We start from the raw sequence: 17,360 nt of genomic DNA, 5'->3' as shown, positions 1-17,360 counted from the left end.
CAGGCTAGCGATCTTCGCCGGTGCTGTCGGGGCTTCGTGATCAAGTTCAGACGGTTGGCGTAAGGCCGATCCAACACATGCGAGGATCGTGGTCATGCCAGCGACAGTCTCTGATGTCATTGCCGCGCTCGACGCGGCCTATCCCCCCGAGCTGGCCGAGTCCTGGGACGCCGTGGGGCTGGTCTGCGGCGATCCCGCCGAGCCCGCCGAGCGGGTGCTGGTGTGCGTCGACCCGGTGCGCGCGACCGTGGACGAGGCGATCGAACGCGGCGCCCAGCTGATCGTCACGCACCACCCGCTGTTGCTGCGTGGGGTGCACGGCGTCGCCGCCGACACCACCAAGGGCTCGCTCGTCCACCGGATGATCCGGTCAGGGATCGCGCTGTTCTGTGCCCACACCAACGCCGACTCCGCCACCCCTGGGGTCTCCGACGCGCTCGCCGAGGCCATCGGGCTGCGCGTGCTGCGCCCGCTCGCGCCACACGCGGATGGGGACACCGGCATCGGGCGAATCGGCGAGCTCGCCGAACCCGAGCCGTTCTCGGCGTTCGTCCAGCGTGTCGGCGCCGCGCTGCCTGCGACCGAGCCGGGCGTGTACGGAGCAGGGGACCCGGACCGTCCGATCAGGACAGTCGCGGTGTCGGGCGGGGCCGGCGACAGCTACCTCGCCGCGGCGACGTCGGCAGGCGTCGACGCCTACGTCACGGCCGACCTACGGCACCACCCGGCCGGTGAGCATCTCGACCAGCACGGGCCGGTGCCCGCGCTCGTCGGCGTGACCCACTGGGCGAGCGAATGGCCGTGGTGCCGCCAAGCCGCTGAGGTCGTCCGGGGTGCGGGTACCGTCGATATTCACGTCTCCACGCGGTGTACCGACCCGTGGAACGTCCGAGCGAACGGGAGTACGAAGTGAAGGCAGAGCCCGCCGTGCAACGGCAGTTGCTGGAACTCGCCAAGGCCGACGCCGAGCTCTCCCGGGTGGCGCACCGCCGCCGGACGCTGCCGGAGCTGACCGAGATCGCCGAGGCGGAGCAGCAGCTGCGAGCGCACCGTGACGCGCTGGTCGCCGCGCAGACGTCCGCCTCGGATCTCGATCGCGAGCTCGCCCGGCAGGAGCGCGAGGTGGAGTCGGTGCGGGCACGCGCCGATCGGGACCGCAAGCTCATGGAGTCCGGCTCGGTGTCGGCCAAGCAGCTCACCGATCTCGAGCACGAGCTCGAGTCGCTGGCCAGGCGCCAGTCCGTGCTGGAGGACGACGAGCTGGAGCTCATGGAGCGGCGCGAGGCCATCGGGCTCGACACGCAGCGCACCGCGGCCGAGGTGGACCAGGCCGAGCAGCGGCTGGCCGACGCCGCCAAGCGGCGCGATGAGGCGCTCGCGGACCTCGACACCACGCAGGCCCGCCGGGAGGCCGACCGCGAGGGCCTGCTGCCGCGGTTCCCGGAGCCGCTGCTGATGGTCTACGAGCGGGTGCGTGAGCACCGCGGCATCGGGGCGGCGTTACTGAGGGCGCGCCGGTGTGGTGCCTGTCAGCTCGAACTCGACCGCAGCCAGATCTCCGAGATCAAGGCCGCACCCGAGGATGAGGTCGTCATGTGCGAGAACTGCGGCGCGATCCTCGTGCGAACCCTGGAGTCCGGCCTGTGACCGCTCACGTCGTCGTCGAGGCGGACGGTGGGTCGCGCGGCAACCCCGGGCCCGCCGGCTACGGCGCTGTGGTGAAGGACGCCGAGACGGGACGGGTGCTGGCCGAGCGTCGCGAAGGCCTCGGCGTCACGACGAACAACGTGGCGGAGTACCAGGGCCTGATCGCCGGTCTCGAGGCCGCGGCTGAGGTCGGAGCGTCCACTGTGGACGTCCGGATGGACTCCAAGCTCGTGGTCGAACAGATGTCCGGCCGATGGAAGATCAAGAACGCGGCCTTGCAGCCGCTGGCGGCCAGGGCCGGTGAGCTGGCGGCCGGTTTCGACCGCGTCCGCTACGAGTGGATACCGCGTGCCCGCAACACGCAAGCCGACCGGCTCGCCAACGAGGCGATGGACGCCCAGGCCGGCAAGGAACCCGAGGAGCCCGCGCGGGCGCGGGCTCTGGACCGCGTGTCGCCGACCGGCTGGACCGGCGCGACCGGCACCCCCACCCGGTTGCTGCTGCTGCGGCACGGGCAGACGGAGATGTCGGTCGAGCGCCGGTACTCCGGGCGCGGTGACGTTGGGCTGACCGAGTACGGCCGGTGGCAGGCGCAGGCGCTGGCCAAGCGGCTGGCCGGGATGGAGGGCATCGGCGACGAGCCGCTCCCGGTCGTCGCCTCGCCGCTGACCAGGACGATGCAGACCGCGCAGGCCGTTGCGGACGCCCTCGGCGGGCGGGTCAGCACGCTGCCAGGGTTGGTGGAGACCGACTTCGGCGAGTGGGAGGGTCTGACCTTCGCGGAGGCGGCGACGCGGGACCCGGAAACCCATCGCCGGTGGATGACCGACACCGCGGTGTCGGCGCCCGGTGGCGAGAGTTTCGACCAGGTGCACCGGCGGGTGCGGGCCGCGCTCGACGAGCTGTTCGCGGAGTACAGCGGGCGGACCGTGGTCGTGGTCAGCCACGTCACGCCGATCAAGACGTTGCTCCGCGTCGCGCTCGACGCGGGCCCGTCGTTGCTGTTCCGCCTGCACCTGGACCCGGCATCGCTGTCGATCGCGGACTTCTACCCCGACGGCAACGCGTCGGTACGGCTCGTCAACGACATCTCGCACCTGCGCTGAGGGTATCCTTCGGGATGGACGAGTTGGCAGGGCGACCGCGACCTCGGTGCCCGTGAGGGGGCCGGGTTCGAGGAAAGTCCGGACTCCGCAGGGCAGGGTGGTTGCTAACGGCAACCCGGGGTGACCCGCGGGACAGTGCCACAGAAAACAGACCGCCCCGCGGCAACGCGGGGTAAGGGTGAAACGGTGGTGTAAGAGACCACCAGCGTCCCGGGTGACCGGGACGGCTGGGTAAACCCCACCCGGAGCAAGGCCAAGAGGGAGCCGCGGCTCCTGCGCAGGCGTTCGAGGGCGACCCGTCCGATGCCTGCGGGTAGGCCGCTGGAGCCTGCTGGCGACGGCAGGCCGAGATGGATGGTCGCCTCCCACGGCGCCACGTGCGTGGTGGGGACAGAATCCGGCTTACATGCCAACTCGTCCACTTACCCCTTTCCGGCCTCTCGGTTGGTTACGGTAACCAGTCGCTGGTTTGTCGGTGCCTGTTCAGCCCGATGGCGGCGAACTCGTCGCAGTTGCCGCCTTTGATGGCACCGAGATATGCGAGGGCCCGAGCCGCTGCTCGAGCGGAACAGGCATTGCTGCCTGGAATCCGCGGAAGGTCGTGGAGAGCAGGTCGGCCGCGCCGATGACTGCCTCGAGCTCGTGCGCCACGTGTCAAGTATCCGCTGCCGCTACCGGCGCCATCGCCGCGCCGGTAGCGGGTTCGGTCACCTCACGAGCACGGCGGCACGGAGGCGCTGGGCGAACCTGTCGGGTACCTCGGCGAAGCCGATGTGGTCGCCGGGGAACAGCGTTGGCTCGATGCCGAGCGCCGTGGCCAGCGCGATCGAGGTGCGTTCGCAGAGCTGGCCACCCGACTGCTCCCCGATGCCCACCACGATCCGTGCCGGCGCGGAACGCAGAGCGGCGATGTCGGGCGCCCACCGGGTCGTCGGCCGCAGCATGTGGGCGTACTGGAAGTGGTCGTCGGCGATCTGCTGAGGCGTCCGCTCGCCGCCGAACATCTGCTCGATCACCTCGTCAGGCAGGACGATGTTCGCCACCTCCAGGAACTTTCGCGCGGCGCCCAGCACGTCGCCGGCCAGATGGGCCGCGATGATGTCCTCGGTCTTCGCGCGCAGCTCCGCGCGGTCGTCGAGCAGTTCGGACAGCGGTGGCTCGTGGGCGATGACGGTGTGTACAAGCTCCGGCCGGGCCTGCGCCAGCGCCAGCACGCTGACGGCGCCACCGCTGGAGCCGAGCACCGTGGCCGGTCCGGCGTCCACGTGGGTCAGCAGTCGCGCGAGGTCGTCGGCACGCATCTCCGGGGTCGAGTCCCGGTCGGGGTCGTCGACCTGGCTGCGGTTGATGCCCCGTGGGTCCGTGGTGAGCACGGTGTGGTCGGCCGCGAGCAGCGTGGCCAACGGCTCGAACGCCTGGGCGTCCATGGGCGCGCCGACGAGCAGCACCAGCGGGCCCGTCCCACGCACCTCGTAGTACAACCGCGCGTCGGGCACCCCGAGGGTCCCCGTGGTGACGGGTGCGGTCGACGTCTGGCTCATGGAATCCTCCTGCAATCGTTGTGCGTCGGAGGTAAGGACTGCGACCGCGGTGCAGAATCGTCGGCATGCGCCACTCTTCGTCCGAGCCGGCCGGCGCCGAGAGCGCCGATCTGGCACTGGCCCGCGAAGGGAACGATGCCGCGTTCAGCCGGCTCGTCGAGCCGCTGCGCGGAGAACTTCACGCGCATTGCTACCGCATGCTCGGCTCCATCCACGACGCGGACGACGCACTGCAGGACGCGCTGTTACGGGCGTGGCGGGGGCTCACGCGCTTCGAGGGCCGCAGCTCGTTGCGTTCCTGGCTCTACACCGTCGCCACCCGGACCTGCCTGGACCTCATCGTCATCCGCGGCAAGCGTGCCCTGCCCGTCGACCTCGGTCCGGCCAGTGAGCGTGCCGCCGTAGGCGACATGCCGGTCACCGACGTCGCCTGGCTCGGCCCCTATCCCGACGCGGACCTCACCGGAGGTCCTGCCGACCCGGACGCCCGCTACGAGCAACGGGAAGCCGTCGAGCTCGCCTTCGTCGCGGCACTGCAGCACCTGCCCGGCAACCAGCGCGCGGCCCTGCTGATGTTCGAGGTGCTCGGTTTCTCGGCCGCCGAGATCGCCGGCATGATGGACACCTCGACCACATCGGTGAACTCGGCGCTGGCGCGGGCCCGCAGGGTTGTCGCCGAGAAGGTTCCGTCACCGACCCAGCAGGAGACGCTGCGCCGACTCGGCGACACCCGGTTGCAGCGGATCGTCGCCGGATACTCCACCGCGCTGGAACGGGGCGACGTCGGCGCACTGGTCGCGCTGCTCACCGAAGACGTCACCTGGTCCATGCCACCGCTGCCCCACTGGTACCGCGGCCTGCTGGCCGTCACCGACTTCGCCGCGCGGCTGCCGTTGACCACGTGCGGAAGCTGGCGGCACCTGGACGTGAGTGCCAACGGCCAGCCCGCCGTCGCCAGCTACCTCCGGCGCGACGGCGCCCCAGACCATTTCGCCTGGTCGATCAACGTGCTGACGCTGCGCGGTGAGCTGATCGCCGAGGTCACGTCGTTCATCGGTCCCGACCACTTCGAGAGTTTCGGCCTGCCCGCTTCGCTACCTTGATCCGCAAAACCCCCACAACGGGCGAAAGATCACACAGAGTGTCCAAAGTGGGGGTCCGATTTATGCGGTGCGTAATCTCAATCGCTCGTTCGAGCGAATCTCGGCACGAGACTTCCTTGGCGCAGCGGTAACTGAGCGGAGCCCGGTGATACGGCCGATCGGGGCATGGTTCACTGGTGTCGCCATCCACGGCCGGGGGAACTTCGCACTCGGAGTAAGAAGGATCTACGCATGTGAGTGAGTCCATGCGCACACTAGGAAATCCGGGTGTACGGGGTTAATCCTGGACGCCGATGCGGCGATGATGGAGGGCGGATGAGTTTCGGTGAATGCGATAGCGATGTGTGCAGGCGGACTGAGCAGTCTCGCCCGGGATGCCCTTTGACCCCCTCCATGTCGTGACGCCATGATGTTGTTCGAACACGGCAAGTGCTGGAAACACTGTGCGGTACACACCAGTGTGCTGCGCACCACACTCCGGGCACTCGGGAGTAGGCGATGACCACGATGACGCTTGCGGCACTGGCGCAAGGTGAGCTCGGCACCGGCAACGTACGGAACTGGCTCCTCGACAATATTGTCCCGCTGGTACTGCTCGCCGTCGCGCTGCTGCTGCTCTGGCTTGGCGGCGGCAAGGGCGACAACGCCGGCGTGATGCGAAGGCTGGCGGGTGTGGTGATCGCACTCGCGATCATCGGCCTGGCGGTGAGCGGACTCGGTGTGGACGTCGGCGAATGGATCGCCGGCCTGTTCACCGGTTGACGCGGGGTACGCCGCGGTGCGTATTCGAACCGATGACGAGGTCTACCGGGTCGACGCGGTATGGCTCGGCCCGCCGAAGGCCACATTCCCCTGGCGCGCGCGCTACGTGGCGTGGGGTGTCGGGATTCCGCTGTTCCTGGTCGTGCTCGGCATCGAACGCCAGCTGGGCTTCGGCTTCGGGTTCTTCACGACGGCATGGGCCTTCGTCATCACGATCGCCCTCACCCGGTTGATCACGTCCAAGATCAGTCATGAGCGGCCACTCGGCGCGGTACTGGCCATGTGGGCGCGGGAACTGCAGACACCGCGGGAGAAGGCCGGCGGCACCGGCGGTGCGGCGAGCGCGAGCAAGATCAGGGTCCGCGCCGAGCGGCCACGACCGAAACACAAGCGGCGTCCAACGCGACCGATCACGTACAACCATTACGAGCAACCCAGCCATCCGTCACGAGAGAGCACAGCACGAGCGCGCCGCCGCCGGACTCCGGCGCCGGTCGGGAGGTAGTCCTTGTTCGGTCGCGACCGCAGCCGGAAAGCACGGCAGCCGGCACAGTCGAAGCAGGCCGAGGGTGGCCGCCGGGGTCGGCGGCTGCCTGGTGAGCAGGCGATACCCACCTACACCCCCTCGATCGCCGCGCGTTCCATCGACGGGCACCTGCTGCGTACCGGCCATGAGGTCTACGCCTGGTACCGGCTCGCGCCGCAGCGCTGGTCGTTCCGGTCCGACTCGCAGCGCCGTGAGCTGATCGCCGCGATCGCCGGCCAGTACGCCGAGTTGGGCGGCCGCTGGTTGCACCTACGCGTGACCACCCGGCCGTACCCGATCCGCATGTGGGCCGAGGCGCATGTGCACAACGCGCACGACCGGCCAACGGATGTCGCAGGGGCGCTGTCCTTTGACGACTACCTGATCGGTGAGCAGCAGCAGTTGATGGGCCGCTCGATGGCCGAGAAGGAGGTCTACCTCGGTGTCCAGGTCCAGACCCGCCGGGTCGTGGACCGCGCCGTCGAGCGGGCGGCACCGCTGCTGCGCAAGATCCTGCCGGAGGCGGTCGACGCCGAGCTGGCCGCGCTCGACTCCGAGGTCGAGCACCTCGACCAGGTCATCGGCGCGTCCGGGCTGGAAGGCAGGCCGGTGCACGCCGAGGAGATGTCCTGGCTGATGCACCGCTCGTGCTCGCTCGGCCTGCCCGCCCCGCGCAACATGCCTGCCGTGCCGGGTGCGGTCTGGGAGCCCGAGGATCTGGCCAGCTTCACCGATGCCGCCGACTTCCACGCCGAGCCCTACGCACCGACCGTGACCGTGCGCGGGCGTACCGGCTCGAACGCCGGCGTGCGGCGGCACGTCACCGTCCTGACCGTCGGGCAGATGCACGGCCTGCAGATCCCCGAGGTCGACGACCCGTGGGTGCAGCACGCCGACCGGCTCCCCGCCGCGGTCGAGTGGTCAGCGCGGATCTACGTCCGCAGGCCGGAAGAGGTCGCGGGCGAGCTGCAGCGCCAGATGAACAAGGTGCGCTCGCAGGTCAAGCACTACACTGACGAGCACGAGCTGGAGCCGCCGCAGTCGCTGGCCAGGCAGGCCTCACGCGTGCTGGAGATCGACGACGAGATGACCTCGGGCTTCACCGCACTGGCCACGCGGGTGCGGTCGTGGTGGCGGCTCGCCGTGTCCGGGGCGAACGAGCGGGAGGCGCTGCGGCTGGCCCAGCAGCTGCTGGACCTGTACAAGCCGAAGGTCGCGATCGAGCATCCCGAGGCGCAGTACGCGCTGGCCAGGGAGTTCATCCCGGGCGAACCGCTGTCGTCCGGCGCGTACATGCGGCGTGGTTCGGTGGTCTGGGCCGGCTCGGCGGTGCCGACCGCGACGGCCGAGGTCGGTGACCGGCGCGGCATCCTGCTCGGCGAGACGTGCACGGCCACCCGGCGGCCCGTGGCCTGGGACCCGTGGATGGCGCAGGAGATCCGCGACGGGTCCGGCCTCACCGCGATGGTCGCCGGTCTCGGCGGTGGCAAGTCGTTCCTCGGTGGCGGCATCGTCTACAAGACACTCCGGGCCGGTGCACACTGGACGATCCTCGACCCGTCCGGTCCGCTCTCGCGGCTGTGCGATCTGCCCGAGCTGCGCCCCTATGCGCGGCCCATCAACCTGCTCAACGCACAGCCCGGCATCCTCAACCCGTACCGCGTGGTCGCCGAGCCGATGATCGAGCACTTCATGGACGAGGAGGATCCCGAGCGCGCGTGGCGGCGCGAGCGGGCCCTCGCGGGCGCCACGCGCCGCAGGCTCGTGCTCGACGTGCTGACCGGTGTGCTGCCCTACGACGTGGCCAGGATGCCGCAGACCCGCATCGTGCTGCTGCGTGCGGTGCGCACGGTCGGCGGCCGTTACGACGCCGATCCCGGTCAGGTGATCGACGCCTTGCGGCGCGACTCCAGCGAACACCACGACCATGCCGTCGTCGTCGCGGACTTCCTCGACGAGCTGCGCGAGCGCATGTCGCTGCTGATTCCCGAGGCGGATGCGGACCCCTATTCGGACACGCGCGACGACCGGCTCACGGTGCTGACCATGGCCGGGCTGACGCTGCCGAAGGAAGCCGTCGGGCGCGAGCACTGGACAGATGCCGAGGCGCTGGGCGTGGAGATGCTCAACCTCGCGGCCTGGCTCACCCAGCGCTCGGTGTACGAGAAGCCGAAGGCCTACCGCAAGGGCGTCTGGATCGACGAGGCGTTCTTCCTGTCCGAGGTGCCCACCGGCCGGGTGTTGATGAACCGCTTCGCGCGTGACTCGCGGAAGTGGAACGTGCGTGTGCTGCTGTCGTCCCAGATCCCGGCGGACTTCCTGCGCATTCAGGGTTTCGTCGCGCTGCTGGACTCGGTCTTCGTCGGCAGGCTCGACGACGACGAGACCCAGTCCGATGCGCTGCGGCTGCTCAAGGTGCCGGTGGGCGTCGGCTACGAGCAGGTGGTGTCCGCGCTGGGCAGGCGGCCCGGGTCGCAGCGTGAGGTTCAGCGCGACCGCGACCCGCGGCAGTTCATCTTCGGCGACGGCGCCGGCGGGGTCGAGCGCATCCGGGTGGACTTCTCCGGGCCGCACCTGGAGCACCTGCGCAACGCGCTCGACACCACGCCGGGATCGGTGCAGGAGCGTGCTCCGGCGAAGGGGGGTTCGCCGCCGGTGCCGCAGCGGCACGAGCCGGTGCCCACGTCGCCTGCGGACGAGGAGCTGGAGGAGGATCTCGAGCTCGCCGCCGAGCTGGAGGTCGGCCTCACCGACGAACAGGTGCTCGACGAGACCGCCGAGCAGGACCAGAACGGCAGGCGGGAACAGCACGCCGGGGCGGGCAAGGGCGGCACCGGCAGGGATGCGGCATGAGGAGGTCTGGGTCGAGTCGCGGCCGTCAAGGCGACCACCAGGCGCGCGCCTTGCCGTCAGGCCCGCTATCGGGGCGGCGGGGCGATGTGTGGGAGCGCCCTGTCGACACGATCGCGTTCGCGCGCACAGTCGCGGAGGAAACGGCATGAGCGACAGCGTGCTCACCCTGCTGGTCGTGATCCTGTGTGCATGGGCATGGCACCGCCTGCGGCACCGGCGCCGCGATGACCGCATGGCGCCCGGCCGCAAGCGTTTGTCCGCGCTGATAGCCGCGATCGCGCTCCTGGGTCTGCAGGCCGTTGTCACTGCGCCACCGGCCTTCGCGGCCGGTTGCGAGGCGCCCAACCCGGAGCGGCCCGGTTCCGGCATGGTCGGCGCCATCGACCCACCGGATGTCCGTGGTGAGGAGAACAGTCCGTACCGCGATTACAGCTACGCGGGCATGGTCTGGAACGTCTACGACTGCGACGGCGGCGCGCTCGGCATCACCGATCCGAACACGACGGTCGACACGTGGGCGGGCAACCAGCTGTTCAACATTGGCAAGAACATCGTCGGTGCCACGAACTCACTGCACTACACAGTGCTCGAAGGCGGATTGCTGAGTCCCGTGTACAACGCCGTGTCCTCCGGGGCCGAGGCGGTCTACAGCAATATCTATGCCCAGCTCTTCGGACTTGTCGCGCTGCTTCTCGCCATTCTCTTGTTCCGCAACATCTGGCGTGGCGACCTTGCAACGGTCAGCAAACGCGCGCTTTTCGCGTTGGCCGGAGTGTGGCTCGCAGCATCGTCGCTGGCCCTGCTGCGGTACTACGACGACATAGACCGCGCCATTGTGCAAACAACAACTGACATCCAGGCAGGGTTCGTCGACGACGCCGCAAGTCGCAATGTGGACGACATCCTGCCCACCCAGCTGCACAACCAGGTTGTCTACAACGGCTGGCTACGTGGCATGTTCGGCTCACCGGAGTCCCCAGAAGCCGAGGAGTTCGGTCGCCGTTTGCTGGATGCCCAAGCGTTCACGGTGTTGCAGGTCAGTAACGGCGACGATGCCGACCAGGCACTGATCGACCAGAAGAAGCAGGAGTTCCAGAACATCTCGACCCAGCTCGGCCCCGCGACCGGCTACTTCACCGGTGAGGACGGCAGCCGGACGGGCGCCGGGTTCCTCTCCCTGTTGCAGAGCCTGGCCTACGCCCTGTTCCAGCTCTTCGCGAAGGCGGCGGTGCTGCTCGCGCAGATCCTCGTGCGCCTGTTCACCCTCACCGCGCCGCTGATCGGCCTGGTGGCGATCCTGCACCACGACATTCTGCGCCGGGTCGGCAAGGTCGTCGGCTCGGTGGCGTTCAACCTCATCGTGTTGTCGGTGCTCGCCGGGGTGCACGCCCTGCTGCTGCAGGCCATCTTCGCCGCAGGCTCGTCGCTGTCGATGCTGACGCAGATGGTGCTGGCCGGCCTCGTCACGATCCTGCTGTTCCTGGTGGGCCGCCCGGCTCGCCGGCTCTGGCAGATGGTCGAGATGTCGGTGAGCATGGTCGGCTCCGCGGTGCCGACACCACGTGGCGGCCTGTTCTCGCGGTTCCGCAAGAACGCAGGCCAGCCCAGTCCCCAGGACGAGTTCTGGCAGAGCGTGCGCGACAGCGATGAGGCGGAGGGCGGCGCCAAGACCCGTGGCCACGCCGGTGCGACCAATGGCGCCCGGTTCCGGCCCGAGGCCACGGTGTTCGCCAGCGCCCAGCGGCTGGACGCGCCGCCGGGCGTGCACCCGGCAGCGCACTGGTCCGCACCACTCGATGGCGGGTTCACGGATCGCCCAGCGCTGCCGGCAGGCGGCAGCGCGCCCGCCGGTGCGTTCGCCGGCTACCAGCCGAGTCGCTCGCCGGGTGACTACATGCGACAGCAGACGATCTCGGTGCCGAGCCGCCGGGTGGACACCGCGCCGGTTACCGACCGTGGTTGGGACCGCGCTGACGACGTGGATCCTGTCGTCGTGCCTTCGCGGCTGACGGGCGGTGCGACTGCGCAGCCACTGTTCGAACAGGCCGGGGGCAGATCGTCGAGCCCCCCGCCGCCACCTGCCGTCCCGACCCAGCAGCCGCGCCGGGTGGAGCCCGAGCTCGTGGCAGGCAAGCCCGTGTTCGTGGTCTACCGCCCGTCCCGCGGGTTGGAGGTACGGGGCGACGACGTCCGCGACACCGACCGCGTGGTCCGGTAGGGGGTCGCGATGCCGATTCGCACGAACCGTGGTCGCGCCGCGGTGTACCGCCGCCTGTGGGGCTGGCCGCTGCGCTCGCCGACGCACCTGATCGGGACGCTGATCGTGGTGGTCGCCATCATCGTGGCGGCTGGGATCGTGGTGCCGAGGGTGGTGGGTGAGCAGGGCAGCGCCAACGCGACTCAGTCCACCGAGCCGGGTACGAGCACACCGGGCAACGTGGCGACCGGCGACAGTACGGCCACGAGTGCCAGCGCGTTGCCGACCCGCCTGACCGAGCCGCTGGGGACGCCGACCAGCGCACCGCCCGATCCTGCCGCGCTGCGGGTCGCCGGTGACTGGGCGGCGGCGTGGGTCAACCACCCACAGGGCATCACCAACGAGCAGTGGCTCGAGGGGCTGCGTCCTTACACCACGGAGGAGTACCTGCCGGTGATGCGGAGCGTGAACCCGGCCAACATCCCGGCGACGAGGGTGACCGGCGATCCGCGCGCGGTCAGTTCCTACACCAGTTCCGCCGAGGTGCAGGTGGCAACGGACGGGCCAACGCTGACCATCACCGTGGTGAGCACGAACGCCGGCTGGCGCGTCGCTGACTACGACCAGGCGGGTTAGCCGTGCGGGCGGGGTTACTGGCCGGGTGCGTCACCACGGCCGTTGTACTGGTGCTGCTCGCCGTCGGGATGGTGACCATTCTCGACAGTCAGCAGCGGCAGGCCGCGGGCGTCGTCCCGCTGAGCTGCAATGCGGCGCTCGGGCCGACACAGCCGGGACAGGCCGACCAGGGTGCCGCACACGCGGCGGAGCTCGACGACGGACAGCTCGGCATCGTCCAGCTGATCATCTCGATCGGTAGGGAGCGTGAACTCTCTCCACGGGCATGGCAGGTCGCCATCCAAGCCGGCATGACGGAGTCCCGGCTGCGCAACCTCAACTACGGCGACCGCGACTCCCTCGGCATCTTCCAGATGCGGCCCTCGATGGGCTGGGGCACGGTCGCACAGGTCACCAACCCGCCGTACCAGGTCAACAAGTTCTACGACGTGCTGGAAGCCATCCCGGACTGGGAGGCCATGCGTCCCGGCGACGCGGCGCAGGCAGTCGAGCGGTCCGCGTTCCCCGATCGCTACCACAACTGGGAGCCCATGGCGGTGCACCTGGTGGAGAACCTCGGCCAGATCGAGGACGCATCAGGTTGCGGGTTCGGAATGGGCGCCGCGCTGCCGTCGAACAGTGCGGCGGGGCGGGCGATCCAGTTCGCGCTCGGGGAGCAGGGCAAGCCGTACGTGTGGGGAGCGACCGGGCCGAACTCCTACGACTGCTCGGGGCTGATGTTGCGGGCGTACGAATCGGCTGGCATCACTCTCCCGCGTGTGTCGCGGGATCAGTTCAATGCGGGCGCGAAGTTGCCGGTTGAGAATGCGCAGCCTGGTGACCTGTTGTTCTGGGCCTATGACACGGACGACGCAGGCACCATTCACCACGTTGCGATGTACCTGGGCGACGGCAAGATGGTGGAAGCCCAGCAGGATGGTGTGCCCGTGCACACCAGGGACGTCGAGTGGGGCGAGCCCGAGCTCCTTTCGCAGGCCGTCCGGCCTGGCGTGTGAGAACTGGTTGGAGTGTGTTGTCGTGGCGAAGAAGTGGGGCAAGCGCGGGAAGTCCGGCAAGGGGGGTGCTGCGCCCAATGCCGACCCGCGCACGATGTTCGGGTTGCCACAGGCACCGCGTAGTGCGCCGCCCGCGTCGAGCACACCGCTGGGTGACTACCTCCGCCGCGGCTGGCCAGGGGTTGACGCGAACTACGTGGTCCTGCCGCGGGCGATCGCCGAGGCGATGCCGTTGCCGTGGCAGCAGCAGCTGACCAACATGCTCGCCCAGTTCCATGACACGCACGGGCGCCTCGACTGGCCTGCTTACCGGGTGGTGCCGTCCCGGCCGGAGCGGCTGGTCGACCTCGATGAGGAGCAGCTCGCCGAAGCCGGTTACCTCGTGGAGATCGACGCCGACGGCGAGATGGTGTACCGCGAGCGCAGCGGTCGCCGAGTGGAAGATCCGGAACAGACGACGGTGCTGGTGTCCTGCCTGGACCCGATCGTGCGGGGTGCGCGGCAAGCCGAGCGGCAGGCACCCGCGCCGGCTCAGGGCAGGCCGGCACCGATGAACATCGGACCGCAGCCGGTGTGGCGAGCGACGCCCGCGGCGTCCGCGGCACCGGCGCCGCCGTTGCCGCCCCCGCCGACGGCATCATCGGTGTCGTCGCCGCGCCAGGGGGAGCAGGCGGTTCCAGCCACGCCGGCATCGGCACCGGCTGCGCCTGCGCCGGCGCAGCCGGTTCCGCCTGCGCCGGAGACGAGCGCGTCGGAGCCTGTGCCGGATGTGCCGGATGTGGTTGAGCGGACCGAGTCCGCGTTGCCTGTGCCCGAGCCGGACACCGCCACCCCGCCGCGCGGTATCGCCATATCGTCGCGTGGCTGGTTCGACGAGATGTCGGACCAGGCCGGGCAGCAGCCGAAGCAACCCGAGCAGCCGCAGAAGCAGACGGAGCAGCAGCCGAAGCAGGCAGGCGGGTTCGGTCCGACCGGCGACGAGCCCACCGAGATCCCGTTCCAGTTCCGCCGCCTGACCTGAGCACGAACCCTGGTGGCCTTGGGGGCTCTGCCGTGCCACGCTCGGACCATGGCACCAACGAGCAAGGATCCGAATCCGCCCTCGGGCTGGTGGTACAACACGCGGACCGGTGAGGTGGAGCACGGCGCGCTGTCGCGTTCGATCGACCGCCTTGGTCCGTACCCGGATGAGGCGACCGCGCGCCGTGCCCTCGAGATCGCCCGCGAGCGCACCAGCGCCGCCGATCGGGCCGATGCCGACTGGAGCGAGGACGACTGATCCGCGAGTCCCCCGTCCTGGCTCGCGAGTCCCCCGCAGGGGACCGCGAGTTCTGCATTCAGGCTCGCGAGTTGCCCGCTCCGGCGCCCGCCGAGCGGCGACCCACGCCCCCGCACACTCGCACCGGGCAACTCGCGCGCTGGACCGGGGAACTCGCGGACCGGACGGGGGGACTCGCGGACCGGAGCGGGGGACTCGCGCTCCGGACGGGGGGACTCGCGCGTTCGGCAGGTTAGTCGGCTACCGCGGCCAGCGGGGCAGGCACGAAATCCGGATCGACCTGGTCGGCCAGTTCGGTACCCGCCCAGGCGCGGGCGTTGCGGAGATGGAACTCGACGGCCTGGGCCTGGTACCGCACCCAGTCCCGCGTCGTGGCATCCACTGTGGACAGCATGGTGCGCAGGGTGCCGAGGTTGTGCGGCTCCAGGTCGCCAATCGGACGTGCATGGCCGCGCTCAGCGGCACGGACGTGCTTCGAGGTGCCGATCCAGCCGAGTAGGTCCGCGCCGACCTGCTCGCGCAGGAAGTCGACGTCGTCGGCATCGGTGACCTTGTTGCCGACGACCACGAGCCCCACGCCGAAGTCCCTGGCGTACTCGGTGTACTGCCGGTACACGCCCACGCTGCGCACGGTCGGCTCGCACACCAGGAACGTCACGTCGAAGCGGGTGAACAGGCCGGAGGCGAAGGCGTCGGCGCCCGCCGTCATGTCGACGACAACGTACTCGCCTGCACCGTCGACGAGGTGGTTGAGCAGCAGCTCCGCCGCGCCGGTCTTCGAGTGGTAGCAGGCAACGCCCAGGTCGTCCTCGGCGAACTGACCAGTGACGGCCAGCCGGACGCCGCTGACCTCACGGAAGCAGGCCTGCGTGATCGGGTTCTCCTCGCGCGGCGTCATCAGCCGGGAGCCCCGCCCCGGCGGGGTCGTCTTGATCATGGCCTCGGCGCTGGCGATGCGCGGGTTGTCACCGCGCAGGTAGTCCTTGATCAGCGGCAGGTTGTCGCCGAGCGTCGGCAGGGCCGCGGCCTGCTCCTGGCTCGCGCCCAGAGCGACCGCCAGGTGCTGGTTGATGTCCGCGTCGATGGCGAGCACAGGGTGCCCTTCCGCCGCGAGATGGCAGGTGAACAGCGAGGCCAGCGTCGTCTTACCGCTGCCGCCCTTGCCCACGAAGGCGACCTTCACACGTAGCTCCTGAAACTGGTATCGGTTTTCATTACCGTTCGGCAAGGTACACCCGAGTGACCCGCGCCCGATCAGGTCATACGGGCGCGTCAGGCGCGTTAGGGTTGGCGATGTGGCACTGGTGGTCCACACGCCGGGCGCCAGCGACTTCGCTTCGCTGCGCGCCGAGTTCGAGCTGCCGGAATCGTTTACCGCTGACGTCCTCGCCGAGGCGGAGGCCGTGGCGAGTGACCCTGTCGACGACGGCGACGGCCGCGAGGACGCGACCGACCTTCCCCTGGTGACCGTGGACCCGCCCGGAGCCAAGGACCTCGACCAGGCGCTGCTGATCGAGCGGCGTGGTGCGGGGCGGTTCCGCGTGCGGTATGCGATCGCGGATCTGGCCGCGTTCGTCCCACCCGGCGGGTGCATCGACCGCGAGGCCAGGCGGCGCGGTCAAACGCTGTACCTGCCCGACGGCAACGTGCCGCTGCATCCGCCCGGGTTGAGTGAGGGCGCCGCCAGCCTGCTGCCGGGCATGATCCGGCCGGCTGTGCTCTGGACCATCGACACCGACTCCGGCGGAGAGCCGACCTCGGTGCACGTGCGCCGGGCGTTCGTCCGCTCCGTCGAGCGTTTCGACTACGACTCCGTGGCGACTGCACTCGCCGACGGATCTGCGCACCCGTCGATCGAAGCGCTGCCCGAACTCGGCAGGCTGCGCCGCGAGCTGGCCATTCGTCGCGGTGCCGTCGAGCTCCAGCTGCCCGAGCAGGAGATCAACGCGGGCCCGGACGGCGAATGGTTGCTCACCCGCAGGCCACGCAACGACCTCGAAGCATGGAACGCCGAGATCTCCCTGCTCACCGGCATGGCAGCGGCCGCGATCATGCTCGAAGCCGGCGTCGGCGTGCTCCGCACGCTGCCCGAACCCGACGACGAGACCGTCGGCTGGCTGCGCCGCTCCGCCGCCGCTCTCGGCATCGACTGGCCGGCGCAGGCGACCGTGGCTGAGCTACTGGCCGGGCTCGACCCCACGGCGCCGTCTTCGCTGGCGCTGCATGCCGGGACGACGCGACTACTGCGCGGCGCCGGGTACACGGCGTTCGACGGACAGCTTCCCGAGTTCGCCACGCATGCCGGCATCGGCGGCCCGTACGCGCACGTGACCGCTCCGATCCGGCGTCTGGTCGACCGGTTCGCGACCGAGATCTGCCTGGCTGTCACGCAGGGCAGGCAGGTGCCGCACTGGGTGCGTTCGGCCCTGCCCGAGCTGCCGGAGCTGATGAACAGCTCGGACGCCCGCGCCGCCAGGGTCGAACGGGCTTGCCTCGACCAGGTGGAGGCGTGGATCCTCGCCGAGCACATCGGCCGGACCTTCGAAGCCGTCGTGCTGCGCGCCGAGGAGACCAGGGCGGAGATCTTCATCGAGAACCCGCCTGTGCTCACCAAGTGCAGTGGCACCGGCTTCCCCGACAGCGGGCGGATCACCGTGCGGCTGACCGCGGTGGACCCGGCCAGGCGGAAGGTGTCCTTTGAGCGGGCGTGACCCG

Annotated in this window: 15 protein-coding genes and 1 other RNA gene; 14 read left to right on the top strand and 2 right to left on the bottom strand. The window is 69.9% G+C overall.

Annotation, left to right across the window (positions count from 1 at the left end; translation table 11 throughout):
- Positions 1 to 94 precede the first annotated feature (94 nt).
- The 4 genes from ABZ863_RS29035 to rnpB all read left to right on the top strand — a co-directional run bounded on the left by ABZ863_RS29035 (position 95) and on the right by rnpB (position 3,174).
- Positions 95 to 913, top strand: a complete 819-nt coding sequence (locus ABZ863_RS29035) for a Nif3-like dinuclear metal center hexameric protein (RefSeq protein ID WP_358542036.1) — start codon at positions 95 to 97, stop codon at positions 911 to 913.
- Complete coding sequence (locus ABZ863_RS29030) at positions 910 to 1,647, top strand: C4-type zinc ribbon domain-containing protein (RefSeq protein ID WP_358542033.1); 738 nt, start codon at positions 910 to 912, stop codon at positions 1,645 to 1,647. The genes ABZ863_RS29035 and ABZ863_RS29030 overlap by 4 nt, the downstream gene beginning before the upstream one ends.
- The gene (locus ABZ863_RS29025; protein WP_358542030.1) at positions 1,644 to 2,753 is read left to right on the top strand and encodes a bifunctional RNase H/acid phosphatase; all 1,110 of its coding nucleotides are present in this window, start codon (positions 1,644 to 1,646) and stop codon (positions 2,751 to 2,753) included. Before ABZ863_RS29030 ends, ABZ863_RS29025 begins: the two co-directional genes overlap by 4 nt.
- A 19-nt stretch (positions 2,754 to 2,772) precedes the next feature.
- Positions 2,773 to 3,174, top strand: an RNA gene (gene rnpB / locus ABZ863_RS29020) — RNase P RNA component class A.
- Positions 3,175 to 3,460: 286 nt separating this feature from the next.
- Here the strand turns inward: rnpB and ABZ863_RS29015 are convergent.
- Positions 3,461 to 4,294 carry an alpha/beta hydrolase gene (locus ABZ863_RS29015; RefSeq protein ID WP_358542027.1) on the bottom strand — a complete coding sequence of 278 codons (834 nt, stop codon included), beginning with the start codon at positions 4,292 to 4,294 and terminating at the stop codon, positions 3,461 to 3,463.
- A gap of 65 nt (positions 4,295 to 4,359) precedes the next feature.
- Here ABZ863_RS29015 and ABZ863_RS29010 point away from each other — a divergent pair, with 65 nt between their 5' ends.
- The 9 genes from ABZ863_RS29010 to ABZ863_RS28970 all read left to right on the top strand — a co-directional run bounded on the left by ABZ863_RS29010 (position 4,360) and on the right by ABZ863_RS28970 (position 14,645).
- The gene (locus tag ABZ863_RS29010; RefSeq protein WP_358542024.1) at positions 4,360 to 5,397 is read left to right on the top strand and encodes a sigma-70 family RNA polymerase sigma factor; all 1,038 of its coding nucleotides are present in this window, start codon (positions 4,360 to 4,362) and stop codon (positions 5,395 to 5,397) included.
- 498 nt (positions 5,398 to 5,895) lie between these two features.
- Entirely contained in the window at positions 5,896 to 6,159 is a 264-nt protein-coding gene (locus ABZ863_RS29005) for a hypothetical protein (RefSeq protein WP_358542022.1), read from the top strand.
- Positions 6,160 to 6,175: 16 nt separating this feature from the next.
- Entirely contained in the window at positions 6,176 to 6,664 is a 489-nt protein-coding gene (locus ABZ863_RS29000; protein WP_358542019.1) for a hypothetical protein, read from the top strand.
- Positions 6,665 to 6,667: 3 nt separating this feature from the next.
- Positions 6,668 to 9,538 (top strand): ATP-binding protein, encoded by a 2,871-nt coding sequence (locus ABZ863_RS28995; RefSeq protein ID WP_358542016.1) that lies wholly within the window; start codon positions 6,668 to 6,670, stop codon positions 9,536 to 9,538.
- Between the two features lie 145 nt (positions 9,539 to 9,683).
- Positions 9,684 to 11,756: a magnesium transporter gene (locus ABZ863_RS28990; protein WP_358542013.1), complete on the top strand. Its 2,073-nt coding sequence runs from the start codon at positions 9,684 to 9,686 to the stop codon at positions 11,754 to 11,756.
- Between the two features lie 9 nt (positions 11,757 to 11,765).
- Positions 11,766 to 12,371 (top strand): hypothetical protein, encoded by a 606-nt coding sequence (locus ABZ863_RS28985; protein WP_358542010.1) that lies wholly within the window; start codon positions 11,766 to 11,768, stop codon positions 12,369 to 12,371.
- A 2-nt stretch (positions 12,372 to 12,373) separates the two neighbouring features.
- Positions 12,374 to 13,366: a C40 family peptidase gene (locus tag ABZ863_RS28980; protein WP_358542008.1), complete on the top strand. Its 993-nt coding sequence runs from the start codon at positions 12,374 to 12,376 to the stop codon at positions 13,364 to 13,366.
- Positions 13,367 to 13,388: 22 nt separating this feature from the next.
- Positions 13,389 to 14,387 carry a hypothetical protein gene (locus tag ABZ863_RS28975; RefSeq protein ID WP_358542005.1) on the top strand — a complete coding sequence of 333 codons (999 nt, stop codon included), beginning with the start codon at positions 13,389 to 13,391 and terminating at the stop codon, positions 14,385 to 14,387.
- Between the two features lie 48 nt (positions 14,388 to 14,435).
- Complete coding sequence (locus tag ABZ863_RS28970; protein ID WP_358542002.1) at positions 14,436 to 14,645, top strand: hypothetical protein; 210 nt, start codon at positions 14,436 to 14,438, stop codon at positions 14,643 to 14,645.
- 232 nt (positions 14,646 to 14,877) lie between these two features.
- Here ABZ863_RS28970 and ABZ863_RS28965 read toward each other — a convergent pair whose 3' ends face one another.
- Positions 14,878 to 15,828 (bottom strand): AAA family ATPase, encoded by a 951-nt coding sequence (locus ABZ863_RS28965; protein WP_358541999.1) that lies wholly within the window; start codon positions 15,826 to 15,828, stop codon positions 14,878 to 14,880.
- A gap of 112 nt (positions 15,829 to 15,940) precedes the next feature.
- On the opposite strand from ABZ863_RS28965, the gene ABZ863_RS28960 reads away from it, so the two are divergent.
- Positions 15,941 to 17,356, top strand: coding sequence for an RNB domain-containing ribonuclease (locus ABZ863_RS28960; protein ID WP_358541997.1), 1,416 nt, complete (start codon positions 15,941 to 15,943; stop codon positions 17,354 to 17,356).
- Positions 17,357 to 17,360 lie beyond the last annotated feature (4 nt).

The sequence above is a fragment of the Saccharomonospora sp. NPDC046836 genome (assembly GCF_040645195.1).
In the GTDB taxonomy this organism is placed as follows: Bacteria; Actinomycetota; Actinomycetes; order Mycobacteriales; family Pseudonocardiaceae; genus Prauserella_A.
This window is presented reverse-complemented; position numbering and strand designations above follow the sequence as displayed.

Bases quoted from the DNA above. Each gene is read 5' to 3' on its own strand.
- ABZ863_RS28990 (WP_358542013.1), top strand. From the start codon at position 9,684: ATGAGCGACAGCGTGCTCACCCTGCTGGTCGTGATCCTGTGTGCATGG.
- ABZ863_RS29015 (WP_358542027.1), bottom strand. From the start codon at position 4,294: ATGAGCCAGACGTCGACCGCACCCGTCACCACGGGGACCCTCGGGGTG.
- ABZ863_RS28985 (WP_358542010.1), top strand. From the start codon at position 11,766: ATGCCGATTCGCACGAACCGTGGTCGCGCCGCGGTGTACCGCCGCCTG.
- ABZ863_RS29010 (WP_358542024.1), top strand. From the start codon at position 4,360: ATGCGCCACTCTTCGTCCGAGCCGGCCGGCGCCGAGAGCGCCGATCTG.
- ABZ863_RS29035 (WP_358542036.1), top strand. From the start codon at position 95: ATGCCAGCGACAGTCTCTGATGTCATTGCCGCGCTCGACGCGGCCTAT.
- ABZ863_RS28970 (WP_358542002.1), top strand. From the start codon at position 14,436: ATGGCACCAACGAGCAAGGATCCGAATCCGCCCTCGGGCTGGTGGTAC.
- ABZ863_RS29005 (WP_358542022.1), top strand. From the start codon at position 5,896: ATGACCACGATGACGCTTGCGGCACTGGCGCAAGGTGAGCTCGGCACC.